Genomic DNA, 14,652 nt, shown 5'->3' on the forward strand with positions numbered 1-14,652 from the left:
CCGCGCCCCGCTGGACTCGGCGCGCGGCGCTTCCCGTCCGTCGTGGGGCTCCGCGCGCGGCACTTCCCGCGCCCCGCTGGGCCCCGTTCACGGCGCTCCCCGTCCGTCGTGGGGCTCCGCGCGCCGCACTTCCCGCGTGCCACCGGGCCCCGCTCACGGCAGGGCTCCCGCGCGCGCGGGCGCGAAGAGGGGCGCCATGAGGTCCCCGTACCGCTCCAGACGTGGCGCGATGTCGCCCATGAGAAGGGCGAGCTCCTCGGGGTCCCCGGCGGGGGCGGCGCAGCCCTCGACCTCCTCCCAGGTGACGGGCGCCGAGACGGCGGGCAGGGCGCGGGCCCGCAGGGTGTAGGGGGTGGCGGTGGTCTTGGCGGCGGCGTTCTGGCTGTGGTCGACGAAGACCTTCCCGGGCCGCAGGGCCTTCGCCATCCGGTGCGTGACGAGCCCCGGCAGCTCCGCCTCCGCCTCGACGGCGAGCCGCTTCGCGTACGCCGAGACGTCCCGGGACGGCGTGGGCTCGACGGGGACGAGCAGATGCAGCCCCTTGGAGCCGGAAGTCTTGGCGAAGGCCTCCAGACCGTCGGCGGCGAGCCGCTCGCGCAGATGCAGGGCGACCCGGCAGCAGGCGGCGACGCCGGCGGGCGGCCCGGGGTCGAGGTCGAACACGAGCCGGTCGGCGACGGCGGGGGAGGAGGCCCGCCACTGGGGGGTGTGGAACTCGACGACGAGGTTCGCGGCCCACATGAGCGAGGAGAGGTCCTCGATCACGACCTGCCGGGCGCGGGGGTCCTCGGAGCGGGGCACGGGGGTGGTCCTCACCCAGGAGGGTGTGCCGGGCGGCGGATTCTTGGTGAAGAAGAGCTGCCCGTCGGGACCGTCGGGGTAGCGCAGGAAGGACACCGGGCGGTCGCGCAGATGGGGCAGGATCACGGGCCCGACGGTCGCGTAGTAGTGGAGGACCTCGCCCTTGGTGGTGCCGGTGAGCGGGTGGAGGACCTTGTCCAGGTTGCTGAGCGCCAGGCGCCGCCCCTCCACCTCTGTGATCGGCGTCATACGATGAGAATCCCACGTTTCCGGACTCTTCGGCCCGAAAGGGAAGAATCGTGCGATCCATCTGGAACGGCGCCATATCCTTCGGGCTCGTCAGTATCCCGATCAAGCTGGTGAACGCCACCGAGAGCCGGTCCGTCTCCTTCCGCCAGATCCACACCGAGGACGGCGGCCGCGTCCGCTACAAGAAGGTGTGCGAGCTCGACGGGGAGGAGGTGCCCCAGGCGGAGATCGGCAAGGCGTACGAGGACGCCGACGGGACCATGATCCCGGTCACCGACGAGGACCTGGCCGCGCTGCCGCTGCCCACCGCGAAGACGATCGAGATCGTCGCCTTCGTGCCGGCCGGCGAGATCGATCCGCTCCAGATGGACGCCGCGTACTACCTCTCGGCGAACGGTGTGCCGGCGGCCAAGCCGTACACCCTGCTCCGGGAGGCGCTGAAGCGCAGCGACAAGGTGGCGGTCGCGAAGTACGCCCTGCGGGGGCGGGAGCGGCTCGGCATGCTCCGGGTGGTGGACGACGTGATCGCCATGCACGGTCTGCTCTGGCCGGACGAGATCCGCGCTCCCGAGGGCGTGGCCCCCGAGACCCCGGTCACGGTCCGTGAGGCCGAACTGGACCTGGCGGACGCCCTGATGGCCACGCTGGGCGAGGTCGACATCGCTTCCCTCCACGACGACTACCGGACGGCGGTCGAGGAGATGATCGCGGCGAAGGCGGCGGGCGGCGAGGGCGTCGCACCCCCGGCGCCGGGGGAGGAGGCGGGCGGAGGCCGGGTCATCGACCTGATGGCGGCCCTGGAGAGCAGCGTCCGGGCGGCCAGGGAGGCGCGCGGGGAGGACGCGGTGGTGACGGAACTCAAGCCGAGGGGCGCGGCGAAGAAGGCGCCGGCGAAGAAGGCGGCGGCGAAAAAGACGACGGCCAAGAAGGAGACGGCCAAGAAGGAGACGGCCAAGAAGACTCCGGCCAAGAAGACCCCGGCGAAGAAGACTCCGGCGAAAAAGACGAGTCCACGCAAACGAACGGCCTGACGCCAACTCCCGCAGAAATCCCCCAAATCGCCTAAACGTCACAAGCCCCCCGGATACCCCTCCGGGGGGCTTAGTGCTGCCCGAATCTGGGCAGAGAGGGTCGCGACCTGACCCGAACTACCCGATTAACGAACAGAGTTATCTGTCCTTCGGACAACAGCTGGTCAAATCCTTGTTGCAGACCTGTCAAACGGGCGACTTCGCTGGCACGCTCACACCCGCAACACCACCCCCACAATCCCCACGCTTTTCAGCGAAGGAGCCCGCGTGACCCGCCAGCAGTCCTCGCACCGCCGCACCACCGCCCGCGCCGCCGCCCTCATCGCCTCGGCCGCCATGGTCGTCGTCGGCGTCCAGACCGGATCCGCCAACGCCGACGTCCAGCGCGAGGCCGGTGCCACGGCGATCCAGCTGACCGGCACCCAGCGCGCCGCCGCCATCCACGAGGCCCAGGGCGGGGCCGCGACGACCGCCCAGGCCATCGGCCTGCCGGCCCAGGAGAAGCTGGTCGTCCGGGACGTCGTCAAGGACGCGGACGGCACGGTCCACACGCGCTACGAGCGCACCTACGAGGGCCTTCCGGTCATCGGCGGCGACCTGGTCGTCCACCAGAAGAAGTCGGGCGCCCGCTCCACCACCAAGGCGACCGAGGCCCGGATATCCGTGGCGAGCACGACGCCGGCCGTCGACCGCGCCGCCGCCGGCAAGGCCGCCCTCGCCTCCGCCGCCAACGCGGACGAGGCCGTCTCCTCGGCCCGCAAGGTGATCTGGGCGGCCTCCGGCAAGCCCGTCCTCGCCTGGGAGTCGACCGTCACCGGCGTGCAGAAGGACGGCACCCCGAGCCGCCGCCAGGTCATCACCGACGCCACCACCGGCAAGGAGATCTTCTCCGTCGAGACGATCGAGACCGGCGTGGGCAACACGATGTACGCCGGCCAGGTCACCCTCGGCACCTCGGGCTCGTACAGCCTCACCGACGCCACGCGCGGCGGTCACAAGACGTACGACCTGAACGGCGGCACGTCCGGCCAGGGCACCCTCTTCACCAACTCCACCGACACCTGGGGCAACGGCCTCGCGAGCAACCGCGAGACGGCGGCCGCGGACGCCCACTACGGCGCGGCGGTGACGTGGGACTTCTACAAGAACGAGCTCGGCCGCAGCGGCATCCGCGGTGACGGCGTCGCCGCGTACTCCCGCGTCCACTACGGCAGCGCGTACGTGAACGCCTTCTGGGACGACTCCTGCTTCTGCATGACGTACGGCGACGGCATCAGCAACACCCACCCGCTCACGTCCCTCGACGTGGCCGGCCACGAGATGTCCCACGGCCTGACCTCCTCCACCGCCAACCTCCGCTACAGCGGCGAGTCCGGCGGCCTGAACGAGGCGACCTCCGACATCCTCGGCACCTCCGTCGAGTGGTACGCCAACAACGCCTCCGACGCGGGCGACTACCTCATCGGCGAGAAGATCGACATCAACGGCAACGGCACGCCGCTCCGTTACATGGACAAGCCCAGCAAGGACGGCAGCTCGGCCGACTACTGGTCGAAGACGGTCGGCCGCCTCAACGTCCACTACTCCTCGGGCCCGGCCAACCACTTCTTCTACCTGCTGTCCGAGGGCAGCGGCACGAAGACCATCAACGGCGTCACCTACAACTCGCCGACCTACAACGGTTCCACGGTCACGGGCATCGGCCGCCAGGCCGCGTACAAGATCTGGTACAAGGCCCTCTCCACCTACATGACCTCCACCACGGGCTACGCCGGCGCCCGCACGGCCACCCTCTCGGCCGCCGCGGACCTGTACGGCACGGGCAGCACCCAGTACAACGCGGTCGCCTCCGCCTGGACCGCGATCAACGTCAAGTAACACAAGGCCAGAAGAAAGACCCCGCCCCCCGGCGACTCGCAAGGGGGGCGGGGTCTTCCTCATCCCTGTGCCGGCACCACGCCCTACGGTCCAGGAAGTCCACAGGTCGTAAACGATCTTCGCCCCAGGCTCGGCGAGGTGGAGTCACCGGGCGATCGGGCACAGCAGGGGCACGACCCGATCGGCTACTCGTAGACGACGGCCGCGCTGAGTGCCCGAGCGAAGAACGTCCAGTCGCCGTCCGGCGGCATCTCTTCGCCGAGATACCGATACGAGCCGGGCGAGTCAGTGATCCACGCAGCGAGCGCATCGAGGTAGTCCTCCACGGTGCGGTTCTCCCACTCCTCGCCCCGTCGTTTGAAGTCGTCGCAAAGTCCCTGGATCACGGCCACAAGGGACTCTCGCGTCATGACTTCCTTGAAGGGATCGGGCGCACCGTTCGACATGGCTGGACCCTAGCGTGGTCGGTCGTCTGCTACTTCGCCGCCCATGGCATCGAGCAAACGCTGCCGCGCCTCGTCCAGGCGGCTCACATAGTCCGGCATGAATACCTAGGGCAGCGTCGTCTCAAGGGTGCCGGAGATCGCGTAGATCCCGGACCAGACCGCGCGGTCCGGCACGATGGCGTCCAGCTCGTCGGACCGCATCATGACGTCGTAGAGCCAGTCGGACAGGACGAACGCCTGGTCGCGCGTGAGCTCGATGAGCACCGATTCGTCGTCCACGCGGTCACGGTACGCGACGGTCGGCTGGGACACGCCTGGGATCGCTCCGAGGTCACCACGGTGACTCCCGCTGCGAGCATTCTTGTGATCACTAGGTCCGCCAGTTCGCCACCACAGATCAGTGACGCCATCGGCGGGTCCCTTTTCATGATCGGCAGGTAGGCGTCGTCGAAGCGATGCAGCTCCCACTGGTCAACTTTGGGGCGGAGCTGTCATGAGTCACTGGTCGGACGGCCTTACCTCCGGCGCGCCTTGGCGCCCCTCCCGTCTGCTGTCGACCCGCACACTTGGGGAACGGACACAGGTCATCGTGCTCAGGCGACACGCCCATCAGTCACGGTGATACCGGTACCGACGCGGTACCGACGCGGAGCGACCACACCGGCCTCCGCCGCATCGCGGCAGCAGCTGCTCCCTGCCCGCCCGTTCCCGGTGGCGTGGTCGCTCGGAGGCAGGCTGTGGCTGCCCGCGCACAGCGCGGCGCGCGCGGTCCGTCGCCCCCCTCGGTCGCACCTCCCTCTACTATCCGCAGGACGAGCAGCGCGGAGAAGGATTTGACCTCGTGGCTGGTGAACCTGTCGGGGAAGCCATCGACTTCCGCCTGCCGCTGCGCGGGGGGCATGGGGAGAATCGCGGAGCAGAGCACCGCCTTACCGATCTCCTCAAGAGCGAGAGCCGCGTTGGCGTAGGCGACCGACCAGATCCCTGCGTCGAGGATCAGTCGCGCGGCGTGCAGCAGGTCGCGGGCGTGCTTGAACGCCTCTCGCCCGATGTCTATCAGGATCCGGTCCGCCATCTCCGGGTCGCTGGGCAGGGTGGTCATTCGATCACTTTGGCAGGGGGTGCCGGCTCCTGCACGGGTTTTCGTCCGCCGATGCCCGTACGAAGGTTCGCCAGCAGCCAAGGCCGCGACTCCCGAATCCGGCTGGGGACCCCCCTCCTGCACCGGCCCGCCCAGCGCCGGCAAGCAGTGGACCGACTCTGGCGAGAGCCATGACGACTGCGGCCTCAAGAACCGGCCTACGGAGGACGTCCGGCGGGTACCGATCCCACCCCAGTTCGCGCGCATCTTCCGGGAGCACATCGAGACCTTCGGCAGTGCTACCGGCGGGCGGTTGTTCTTCAGTGAGAACGGGGGAGTGGTGGGAGTGGTGTCCTCCTCCCACCTGCTACCGGGCCTGTCAGGAAGCCGGGAGCTCGCCCTCCCGCCGACCGTCGTCGCCTCGCCGCTCGCCCGGCAGCCCTACGACCTCCGGCACGCCGCGTTCTCCACGTGGCTCAACACGGTCGGGGACGCCACCGAGGTCGCCGAGCACGCCGGCAACAGCGTGGAGGTGCTGCTCAGCCGGTACGCGAAGGGTCTCGACGGCCGTCGGGAAGTAGCGAATCGGAGGATCGAAGACCTGCTGCGGGAGTACGAGTGATCGACCGAGGGGGACTGTCAGTGCGAGCGCCTACGCTGCGCTTCCGTTCGGACAGTTCGCATGGGGAGGGGACAGGGGTGGGCGGTAACGCGTGGACGCAGACGGGGCCGTATCAGCCTGATCTGGCAGCCGCCTTCCGGCAGGCCCAGGAAACGAGCCTGGCGGAGGACGACCACGGCTTCGGAGAGCGGTCCGTCGACGACCTGTGGCGCGATCCGGAATGGCACGAGTACATCTTCACCGGCGGTACGTGCACCGTGCTGGACTTCCCCTGCATGGTCGACGCCACGGATCAGAGTGATGGGCCGTTCATGCGGCCGCTGACCGACAGCGAAGTGCGGGCCTGGTCCCCGGACGGCCGACCCACCTACGAGGACTGGGACGAGGCTCTCGACACAGGGCGGTTGGAGTTCCCCGACCGTGCCCAGGGAAACTGCACGGTGCTCTATCGCGACGGCCGGCCGGCCCTGATCGGCTATTGGGGAGTGACCGCCGACTAGGGCGGTTCGTTTGGATCACTGGTGGCGGAGGCGTCCTTGGGCCCTGCGGGTAGCTGCGCTGTCGGTACCACGGTCTACGGTGCGACCATGTCGTTTGCGCTGCCCGATGGTCTGCCCCCCGGCCGGTTCCTGTCTTCCGGTCCGGTACGCGTGTGGGTCTCTGACGAATTTCCTCAAGACGTCGATCAGCTGTGGCCTCGCCTGCTGAGCGAGCAGAAAGCCTGTGGCCTGGTTCCGCTCCTGTGCTGGCCCGACGCCATGGGAAGGCCGCTCGGCCTGGACCACGTCGATGCCGTCCGCCTGGAGGAGGTGCTGGCCACGGACTTCGCCGAGTACCGGCGCAGGAGGCTGCCCTTCTGGATGGACCCGACACCGGCCCCGACACCTGAAGGTGTCGAGCCATGGCCACACGACCCCGGGCCGCCCTTCGAGCAGTGGCCCGGCCTGGCACCGCAGATGCCGGCTGCGTCCGTGGACCGGAAGCCCGAGGAGGTGGCGGCAAGCCTGCTGGCTTGGTTCATCGAGACGGGCCAGTTCGGGCTGGACGAGTGCCGCCTCGTGCTCGTCCCTGCCCGCCGCGGCAGCGATGCTCTGGCGTCGATCGGCTGGTCCGCGGAGGCACCGCTGCCTCTGCTGTGTGCCCTCCTACGGAGCTGGGAGGACCGCTTCGGCGCCCAGGTCGTGGCGGTGTTCGGCAGCGAGCTGCACGTCTCGGTCGCGAGACCTCCCCTTGAAGCAGAGCACGCGAACCTGCTCGCTTTGGAACACGTGCTCTCGACCGCGAACAACATCGTCGACGACCCGCCCACACCTTTCCCCGAGTACGCGATGGACCTCGTGGGACGGACTTCCTGGTCGTTCTGGTGGGACTAGGCATGACGGCCGGGCCGCCTGCTTCGTTGGTTCGGATGTGCCGTTGACTGATGCGCAGTGGGCGAGGATCGAGCCGTTGCTCCCCGACCGGACGCCGAAACGTGGGGGCCGATGGAGAGACCACCGGGAAGTGATCGACGCGATCGCCTGGAAGTTCCAGACCGGCTCGCAGTGGGTCCACCTGCCGGCGAAGTACGGCAACTGGCGAGGCGTCTACAACCGGCTACGGATGTGGGCCATCGACGGCACGTGGGAGCGGGTCTTCACCGCGCTCATCGCGCAGGCCGATGACGAAGAAGACCTCAGCTGGGCCGTCTCGGTCGACTCCACCATCGTGCGCGCTCACCAGCATGCGGCCGGGGCCCGCAAAAAGGGGCTCCGGCCGGCGAGCCTGACGACAATGCCATCGGTCGGTCTCGCGGCGGTCTGACCACGAAGATCCATCTCGCCTCCGATGCCTGCTGTCGGCCTCTGGCCTTCTACCTCACGGCCGGACAGGCCGGCGACGCGCCCGCCTTCCCCCACGTGATGGCCCGCCTGCGTGTTCCGCGTCGACGAGGGCGGCCTCGCACCAGGCCGGACCTGGTACTGGCCGACAAGGCGTACTCCTCCCGCGCGATCCGCGACCACCTTCGCAAGCGCGGGATCCGTGCGGTGATCCCAGTCCCGGCCGATCAACGTGGTCACCGGCTTCGTCGCGGAAGCCGCGGCGGCAGGCCCCCGGCATTCGACCGCGAGGCATACAAGCAGCGGAACACGGTCGAACGCTGCATCAACCGCTTGAAACAGTGGCGAGGGCTCGCGACCCGCTACGAGAAGACCGCAACCATCTACCTGGCCGGACTCCACATCGCGGGCATCTTCCTCTGGTCTGCCCGGTGATCCAAACGAAAGGGCCTAGCCGGACCTCGTCATTCCAACGCGAGGCCCTGGCACCCGTCCCGGGCCTTCGTCGTTTCCCGGCTCCCACCTGTTTGGATGCCCCACGGCGCAGGCCGCGGCTGCTGTCATACGGCCGCTCACCCCGACACACGGGCCTGCACATACAACAAGACCCCGCGTCCAGCGTCTCCGCTGCTCACGGGGTCTTCTGGCACTTCCTGCGTTTCGCGCGGGGCTTGCCAGGCGGCCTCGGTCCACGAACGGGCCGCAGGCCAGCCCTCCACCGGGTTCGGTGCGCCGGCAGGGAGCGAGCTGTTGCCCGCGCTCATGGCTGCGCTCTCTTTCGGGCTAGCTCCGAACGGCCTGCTTCCCGGCGCGACCGTACTGTGGTGCCATGAGCTGGCTCCCCGAGCCGGGCGCTGGCCGTGAGCCCCAGCCGCTGACGGCGGAACCCGACGAGGCCCAGGCCAGGGTCGGCAAGCGCCGCCTGGACGACGTTGCCAAGATCCTGGCCGGCGCCCTGGTCGCCGTCGCGGGAATCATGACCACCCTCGGCTTGACGAGCGATGTGGTCTTCGTCGCCCTCAACAACGAGTCCTGGCCCATCTACGTCGCCTCCCTCTGCGCCATCCTGGCTATCACGTGCAGCGTCGTGGCCCTGCTCATCCACCCCACCCGCCGAGGCAACGTCTGGGAGACCGTGGTCCTGGTGCTGGGGGTGATCTTCTACATGACGGCATTGAGCGTGGCCGTCGTCGGCGCTGCCCAGGCGGCGGGCGGAAACGGGCGCCCGAACGTCACCGACGTCGTCATCGAAGGCCACAGACCCGATCTGAAACTGAACTTCGACGTCCACGCGGACGGTGTCGACCGGTGGGCCACCATCGACGTGTTCGTCAATGGCGTGGACAAGGACGGAGAACCCGTCGGGGACGAAAATCTGTACGAAGGCACCCTTCGGCCCAATGACAAGGGCGAGGTCGTCCAGCGCGTCAGCGTGCCCGTCTCGGTCCCGCAGAACGCGTGGGGTATCCAGGTCACCGCACAAAGTGCGGGTGGTGGGGAGAAGTGCGAGGTCCGTTCATCGCGTGGCCCCACCTGCGTGACACTCAAACTGCCATAGCCCGCCGCGCCCCTCGCGCATGACCGACAGGAGACGCTGGTAGGCACCCGCGTCGCCTCGCCTTCGAGCAGTATCCGGACCTCGACCAGCTCTTCCGGCCCCCCCGTCCGACCCACAATCACGCGACCAGCTCAACGAGGCGCCCAGGGAGAGGAACGAGACCGGAACCGACGCGGAGCGACCACGCCGGCCGCCGCTACACCGCGGCAGCCCTCCCTCGCTGCTGGCCGTCTTGAACCCCGTCCCGGCCGCAGTCGGCATCGCTCGCGGCCACGCATGCCATGTGACGGTTGCCGTGTCTGAAGGCGCGCGGCGGGTGCCTTGATGAGGTGGAGAAATCTGTAACAGCTTCCTATGTCCCAGCGCTCTGCGGGCCGTTCGGTCGACGTGTGCCAGTCCGTCGTGCAGAGGGGATCCTTATGCGGCGATGGCTGTGAGGAAGTGGGGAACCGGGGTGCTGTGGGGTGCGTCGTGCCGTGTAACGGCAGGCTGAGGAGTCGGGGGGCGACAGCAGTGCGAAGAGCGATGATCCAGCTGGTGACGGGGTGCATGGCGGTGCTTTCGGTCACATCCTGCGCGACTTCGGAGAGCGCGGCGGGGGCACCGTTGCCGACGAGCAGTCGTGAGGGCGTGTCCGCGACGGTGACTCCCGGTCCCTCCGCTGTCGAGCCGACCAGCAACGAGAAGGCCGTGGCCTGGGCGACCAACGAAATGAACGTCGCCGCCTCCGGCGCCAACTCTCCAGCAGAGCCAGGGCTGCTGGTCGCTGCCGAGTCGAACAAGGGGGCCCTTTTCGTTTGGGAGACGGCGGATGACCGATTTTGTCACGGTGTCGCGTTCATGCCGGGAATGACGACCGTCGCTTGTTCTTCCCACCCCAACTCGCCTCCGGTGGAGGGAAAGCCGCGGCTCGTACCGCTAGTTCGCATGATGGCGACGGGGTGGAACGTGGTCTTCGGTGCGGAGCGCGAGACGGTGGAGTCCGTCACCTGCAACGGCAGATCGCTTCAGGTGCGGGACGTAGGAGTGATGGCGAATGGACGCCGCACGGTCCACGCCATCGAGTTCCCCGACATCACAGTGGGCAAGGTGAGCGTGCAGGTGAGGAGGGGAACGCGTGTGGTCACGGAATACCTCGAACTGGAAAAGGCCGAGAAGGCGGGTGCCCAGGACTTGGCGAGCTGCGGCCCCGTCAATCGCTAGGACTCCTGTTGTGCCTGTGAATCTGCCACTCGTCGCCTCGAAGTAGGCGGCTCTCGAATCCGCCCCGGCACAGGCGGTCGTACGAGGCGATCACCTCAGCGGGTACCTGCCGGCTGATCATGAAGCCCTGCTCCGGGTGGACCAGCAGTCGCTGGAGGGCTCCGGCAAGCATGTCGATGACCAGGCGGGCATCTCCGATGGAGCCGACGTAGTCTCGGAGCGTCATCGGTTCTGAAGCGCTGAGGATCTCGACATCCGGCCACAACTTCCGTGCCGTGGCGTACGACCGTCGCTCCTCGTACGGCTTGCTGATCTGCTCGTGGCTGTCTTCCGGGAGCACATTGAGACGTTCGGGACGGCCGAGGACGGGCGGCTGTTCTTCAGTGAGAACGGGGGAGTGGTCTCCTCATCGACGTACTACCGGGCATGGCAGGAAGCCCGGGAGCTCGCGCTCCCCCGCCCAGCCCGGCACACGCCTGAACATACAACAAGACCCCGCGTCCAGCGTTTCCGCTGATCACGGGGTCTGTGTGGCACTTCTGCGAAGTGCCCCCGGCAGGATTCGAACCTGCGCACACGGCTCCGGAGGCCGTTGCTCTATCCCCTGAGCTACGGGGGCGTCCGCCGCGTTCGGCGGCGACGGGTAGAACCCTACCAGCTCTCCGGGTGTGCCTGTGAACAGGTATTTCCGGGGCGTCACCAGAGGTCGGGTCCCCCGCACGGGTCAGAAGTGGGTAAAACCCGGACGCAGCCGTTCGGGGCGTCCTACTCTCGTTCGTGTGTCAGGCGTGTCCGGTCGGGTGCTCGTTGTGGACGACAACAAGGTGATCCGGCAGTTGATCAGGGTCAATCTCGAACTCGAGGGGTTCGAGGTGGTGACCGCGGCCGATGGTGCCGAGTGTCTGGATGTCGTACATCAGGTCTGTCCTGATGTCGTCACCCTGGACGTCGTCATGCCCCGCTTGGACGGGATCAAGACCGCCGAGCGGTTGCGGGCCGATCCCCGGACCAGTCATCTGCCGGTGGCGATCATCAGTGCCTGTGGTGAGCACGAGGTCGGTGGGGTCTCCTCCGGTGTCGACGCCTTCCTCGCCAAGCCCTTCGAGCCCTCGGAGCTCGTGCGTGTGGTGCGGCAGTTGATGCACCGCGAGCGCCGGGAGCGTCCCGACGCCGCCGGGCCGGACGGGGGAGACGGGGGAGAGGAGCCGGCCGCAGTCGTCGACGGATCGCAGGAGCAGGACTCCCGGCCGTCCCAGGACTCCCGAGCACCGCTCGACCCCCGGCCCTCCCAGGACTCCCGGCCGCCTCACGACCCCCGTCGTGCCGGAAGCGTGCGCGGGGGACGCTGAGCTCGTCCCTCCAGGTGCCCGCATGCCGAAACCGGTTCGCGTTTCGACCCCCCTCCTCCCCTAGGCTTGTCCCGTGACCCCCGCGGACCTCTCCCTCACCGTGCAGCACGCCGTGCGCCGTGCGGTCGACGACGGTGCGCTGCGGGTCGACGTCCCCCCGCGCGTCAAGGTCGAGCGGGCCCGGCCCGGGGGTACCGGGGAGTACGCCAGCAGCGTCGCGCTCAGCCTCGCCCGGCCCGCCGGGCGCAGCGCCCTCGACGTCGCCGGGGTTCTGAAGGAGCGGCTCCAGGGAGCCCCCGGGATCCTCGCCGTGGACATCACCGGGCCCGGGTTCCTGAACTTCACCCTCCGGAGTGACGCGGGTGGGGATCTCGTACGGGCCATTCGTAGCGCCGGACACGAGTACGGGCACGGCACAGCCCTCGCCGGGACCGTCGTCCGGTTCGCCGAGGTGACAGAGTCCCGTGCGCAGGTCGTCACCTCCGTCGTCGCCCGGCTGCTGCGCGCGCAGGGCGCCGACGTCTCCTTCGATGGGGGTGAGCGGATCCCTGTGCGGCCCGCCACCTACCTGCCCCAGGAGTTCGGTGTCGATGCCGCCCGGTGGCAGCTGCTCCGCGCCGCGCCCTCCGACCGCGCTCTCGACGGGGCTCCCCTCCTCGTCCAGCACGAGCGCAACTCCCTCTTCCGTGTCCGGTACGCCCACGCCCGCGTCCGCCGGCTGCTCGTCAACGGGCTGCAGTACGGGATCACCCCCGCCGACGCCCGTGAGACCGACGCCCGTGAGACCGACGCCCGCGAGACCGACACCCACGCATCCGAGCTTCTCGGCGTCCTCGGCGACCACCCCCTCGTCCTCCTCGCCGCCGCCCGCCACCGCGCCCCCGACCGGGTCGCCCGGCACCTCGAAGCCACCGCCGACGCGCTGCTCGCGTTCCAGCACACCGTGCTGCCGCTCGGCGACGAGAAACCCTCGGCCGCCCACCGTTCCCGGCTCGCGCTCGCCGAAGCCGCCGGGACGGTGCTCGCCGGTGGCCTCTCCCTGCTCGGCATCAGCGCACCCGACCAGATCTGAAAGACGCAGACCATGAGCCGTTCCGCCCACCCCGCCGGGCCCCGCCACGCCGACGTCCTGCCCGAGGGGCACTACTCCGCCCCGCCCGCCGACCTCAACCGGCTCGACCCGAAGGTGTGGGCCCGGACCGTCACGCGCGACGAGCGCGGGGTCGCCACCGTCGGCGGGATCGCCGTCGACGCCCTCGCCGAGGAGTTCGGCACGCCCGCCTACTTCCTCGACGAGGCCGACTTCCGCGCCCGCTGCCGCGCCTGGGCCGAGGCCTTCGGCAAGGACGCCGACGTCTTCTACGCCGGGAAGGCCTTCCTCTCCCGTGCCGTCGTGCGGTGGCTCAAGGAGGAGGGGCTCAATCTCGATGTGTGTTCCGGCGGTGAGCTGACCACGGCTCTCTCCGCCGGGATGCCCGCCGAGCGCATCGCCTTCCACGGCAACAACAAGAGCGAGGGCGAGATTCGTACGGCCGTCGAGGCCGGCGTCGGGCGGATCGTGCTCGACTCCTTCCAGGAGATCGTCCGCGTCGCTCATGTCGCGCAGTCCCTCGGCAAGCGCCAGCGTGTGCAGATCCGCGTGACCGTCGGTGTGGAAGCGCACACGCACGAGTTCATCGCCACCGCCCACGAGGACCAGAAGTTCGGCATCGCCCTCGCCGGCGGGCAGGCCGCCGAGGCCGTGCGGCGGGCCCTCAAGCTCGACGGGCTCGAGCTCATCGGGATCCACTCCCACATCGGGTCGCAGATCTTCGACATGGCCGGATTCGAGGTGTCCGCGCGGCGCGTCGTCCAGCTGCTCGCCGAGGTGCGCGACGAGCACGGGGTCGAGCTGCCCGAGATCGACCTCGGCGGTGGGCTCGGCATCGCGTACACCTCCGAGGACGACCCGCGTGAGCCGCACGAGATCGCCAAGGCCCTCGGTGAGATCGTGACCCGGGAGTGCGAGGCCGCGGGGCTGCGGACTCCTCGGATCTCCGTCGAGCCCGGGCGGGCCATCGTGGGCCCCACCGCCTTCACCCTCTACCGCGTCGGCACCGTCAAGCCGCTCGAAGGGCTGCGGACGTACGTGAGCGTCGACGGCGGCATGTCGGACAACATCCGCACCGCCCTCTACGACGCCGAGTACAGCGTCAGCCTCGTCTCGCGGACCAGCGAGGCCGAGCCGATGCTCTCCCGCGTCGTCGGCAAGCACTGCGAGAGCGGCGACATCGTCGTACGGGACGCCTTCCTGCCCTCGGACCTGGCGCCCGGCGACCTCATCGCAGTGCCGGCCACCGGTGCGTACTGCCGTTCCATGGCCAGCAACTACAACCACGCCCTCCGGCCGCCCGTCGTCGCCGTCCGCGACGGCGAGGCGCGGGTCATCGTCCGGCGCGAGACGGAGGAAGATCTCCTGCGTCTCGACGTCGGCTGATGAAATAGTCGTGTGACGAAACAGTCGAGTGATGAAATAGGTGTCTCAGGATCCGGACTGGGGGCTGAAACCCTCGTCCGGTGAGTGAGACTGGTTCCACCGTAGAAATACGACGACGAAGTAGTACGAGAAACGAGG

General features: G+C 69.0%; 14 protein-coding genes, 1 tRNA gene and 3 pseudogenes. 12 read left to right on the forward strand and 6 right to left on the reverse strand.

All coding sequences use genetic code 11. The features are described 5' to 3' along the window. Nucleotides 1-153: 153 nt before the first annotated feature. Complete coding sequence (gene ligD, locus AB5J54_RS27115) at nucleotides 154-1,050, reverse strand: non-homologous end-joining DNA ligase (protein ID WP_369146513.1); 897 nt, start codon at nucleotides 1,048-1,050, stop codon at nucleotides 154-156. A gap of 50 nt (nucleotides 1,051-1,100) precedes the next feature. Between ligD and AB5J54_RS27120 the strand changes: the two genes are divergently transcribed. Continuing rightward, nucleotides 1,101-2,081, forward strand: a complete 981-nt coding sequence (locus AB5J54_RS27120; RefSeq protein WP_369146514.1) for a Ku protein — start codon at nucleotides 1,101-1,103, stop codon at nucleotides 2,079-2,081. Between the two features lie 336 nt (nucleotides 2,082-2,417). After that, nucleotides 2,418-3,959, forward strand: a complete 1,542-nt coding sequence (locus AB5J54_RS27125) for a M4 family metallopeptidase (protein WP_369149468.1) — start codon at nucleotides 2,418-2,420, stop codon at nucleotides 3,957-3,959. Between the two features lie 185 nt (nucleotides 3,960-4,144). Here the strand turns inward: AB5J54_RS27125 and AB5J54_RS27130 are convergent, their stop codons facing one another. From AB5J54_RS27130 to AB5J54_RS27140, 3 genes are all read right to left on the reverse strand, one after another. After that, nucleotides 4,145-4,405, reverse strand: coding sequence for a hypothetical protein (locus tag AB5J54_RS27130; protein WP_369146515.1), 261 nt, complete (start codon nucleotides 4,403-4,405; stop codon nucleotides 4,145-4,147). A gap of 105 nt (nucleotides 4,406-4,510) precedes the next feature. After that, complete coding sequence (locus tag AB5J54_RS27135; protein WP_369146516.1) at nucleotides 4,511-4,684, reverse strand: hypothetical protein; 174 nt, start codon at nucleotides 4,682-4,684, stop codon at nucleotides 4,511-4,513. 334 nt (nucleotides 4,685-5,018) lie between these two features. Continuing rightward, complete coding sequence (locus AB5J54_RS27140; protein WP_369146517.1) at nucleotides 5,019-5,507, reverse strand: AbiV family abortive infection protein; 489 nt, start codon at nucleotides 5,505-5,507, stop codon at nucleotides 5,019-5,021. Between the two features lie 328 nt (nucleotides 5,508-5,835). Between AB5J54_RS27140 and AB5J54_RS27145 the strand changes: the two genes are divergently transcribed. From AB5J54_RS27145 to AB5J54_RS27170, 6 genes and pseudogenes are all read left to right on the forward strand, one after another. Then, nucleotides 5,836-6,108, forward strand: a complete 273-nt coding sequence (locus tag AB5J54_RS27145) for a hypothetical protein (RefSeq protein WP_369146518.1) — start codon at nucleotides 5,836-5,838, stop codon at nucleotides 6,106-6,108. Between the two features lie 77 nt (nucleotides 6,109-6,185). Then, entirely contained in the window at nucleotides 6,186-6,608 is a 423-nt protein-coding gene (locus tag AB5J54_RS27150; RefSeq protein WP_369146519.1) for a hypothetical protein, read from the forward strand. Nucleotides 6,609-6,695: 87 nt separating this feature from the next. Further along, complete coding sequence (locus tag AB5J54_RS27155) at nucleotides 6,696-7,481, forward strand: DUF4253 domain-containing protein (protein ID WP_369146520.1); 786 nt, start codon at nucleotides 6,696-6,698, stop codon at nucleotides 7,479-7,481. 37 nt (nucleotides 7,482-7,518) lie between these two features. Next, a pseudogene (locus tag AB5J54_RS27160) lies at nucleotides 7,519-8,363 on the forward strand (IS5 family transposase). Between the two features lie 394 nt (nucleotides 8,364-8,757). Beyond that, a complete protein-coding gene (locus tag AB5J54_RS27165) occupies nucleotides 8,758-9,486 on the forward strand; it encodes a hypothetical protein (RefSeq protein WP_369146521.1) in 729 nt (242 codons plus the stop codon). Between the two features lie 525 nt (nucleotides 9,487-10,011). Then, a complete protein-coding gene (locus AB5J54_RS27170) occupies nucleotides 10,012-10,689 on the forward strand; it encodes a hypothetical protein (RefSeq protein ID WP_369146522.1) in 678 nt (225 codons plus the stop codon). On the opposite strand, the pseudogene AB5J54_RS27175 reads toward AB5J54_RS27170, so the two are convergent. After that, nucleotides 10,679-11,002, reverse strand: a pseudogene (locus AB5J54_RS27175) (YdcF family protein); the annotation flags it as partial. The gene AB5J54_RS27170 and the pseudogene AB5J54_RS27175 overlap by 11 nt on opposite strands. Nucleotides 11,003-11,005: 3 nt before the next feature. Between AB5J54_RS27175 and AB5J54_RS27180 the strand changes: the two are divergent. Next, nucleotides 11,006-11,155, forward strand: a pseudogene (locus AB5J54_RS27180) (site-specific integrase); the annotation flags it as partial. 81 nt (nucleotides 11,156-11,236) lie between these two features. Here the strand turns inward: AB5J54_RS27180 and AB5J54_RS27185 are convergent. Beyond that, a tRNA-Arg gene (locus tag AB5J54_RS27185) sits at nucleotides 11,237-11,308 on the reverse strand. Between the two features lie 160 nt (nucleotides 11,309-11,468). On the opposite strand from AB5J54_RS27185, the gene AB5J54_RS27190 reads away from it, so the two are divergent. The 3 genes from AB5J54_RS27190 (at nucleotide 11,469) to lysA (ending at nucleotide 14,514) form a co-directional block, all read left to right on the forward strand. After that, complete coding sequence (locus tag AB5J54_RS27190; protein ID WP_369146523.1) at nucleotides 11,469-12,038, forward strand: response regulator; 570 nt, start codon at nucleotides 11,469-11,471, stop codon at nucleotides 12,036-12,038. 73 nt (nucleotides 12,039-12,111) lie between these two features. Then, the gene (gene nrtL / locus AB5J54_RS27195; RefSeq protein WP_369146524.1) at nucleotides 12,112-13,110 is read left to right on the forward strand and encodes an ArgS-related anticodon-binding protein NrtL; all 999 of its coding nucleotides are present in this window, start codon (nucleotides 12,112-12,114) and stop codon (nucleotides 13,108-13,110) included. A 12-nt stretch (nucleotides 13,111-13,122) separates the two neighbouring features. Continuing rightward, on the forward strand, nucleotides 13,123-14,514 hold the full coding sequence (gene lysA / locus AB5J54_RS27200; protein WP_369146525.1) for a diaminopimelate decarboxylase: 1,392 nt from the start codon (nucleotides 13,123-13,125) through the stop codon (nucleotides 14,512-14,514). Nucleotides 14,515-14,652 lie beyond the last annotated feature (138 nt).

Origin of the sequence: Streptomyces sp. R44 (genome assembly GCF_041053105.1) — a bacterium.
GTDB lineage: Bacteria > Actinomycetota > Actinomycetes > Streptomycetales > Streptomycetaceae > Streptomyces.

Excerpts from the sequence above, each read along its gene's own strand:
- AB5J54_RS27125 (WP_369149468.1), top strand. The coding sequence starts at position 2,418 with ATGGTCGTCGTCGGCGTCCAGACCGGATCCGCCAACGCCGACGTCCAG.
- lysA (WP_369146525.1), top strand. The coding sequence starts at position 13,123 with ATGAGCCGTTCCGCCCACCCCGCCGGGCCCCGCCACGCCGACGTCCTG.
- ligD (WP_369146513.1), bottom strand. The coding sequence starts at position 1,050 with ATGACGCCGATCACAGAGGTGGAGGGGCGGCGCCTGGCGCTCAGCAAC.
- AB5J54_RS27170 (WP_369146522.1), top strand. The coding sequence starts at position 10,012 with ATGATCCAGCTGGTGACGGGGTGCATGGCGGTGCTTTCGGTCACATCC.
- AB5J54_RS27155 (WP_369146520.1), top strand. The coding sequence starts at position 6,696 with ATGTCGTTTGCGCTGCCCGATGGTCTGCCCCCCGGCCGGTTCCTGTCT.
- AB5J54_RS27130 (WP_369146515.1), bottom strand. The coding sequence starts at position 4,405 with ATGTCGAACGGTGCGCCCGATCCCTTCAAGGAAGTCATGACGCGAGAG.
- AB5J54_RS27165 (WP_369146521.1), top strand. The coding sequence starts at position 8,758 with ATGAGCTGGCTCCCCGAGCCGGGCGCTGGCCGTGAGCCCCAGCCGCTG.
- AB5J54_RS27140 (WP_369146517.1), bottom strand. The coding sequence starts at position 5,507 with ATGACCACCCTGCCCAGCGACCCGGAGATGGCGGACCGGATCCTGATA.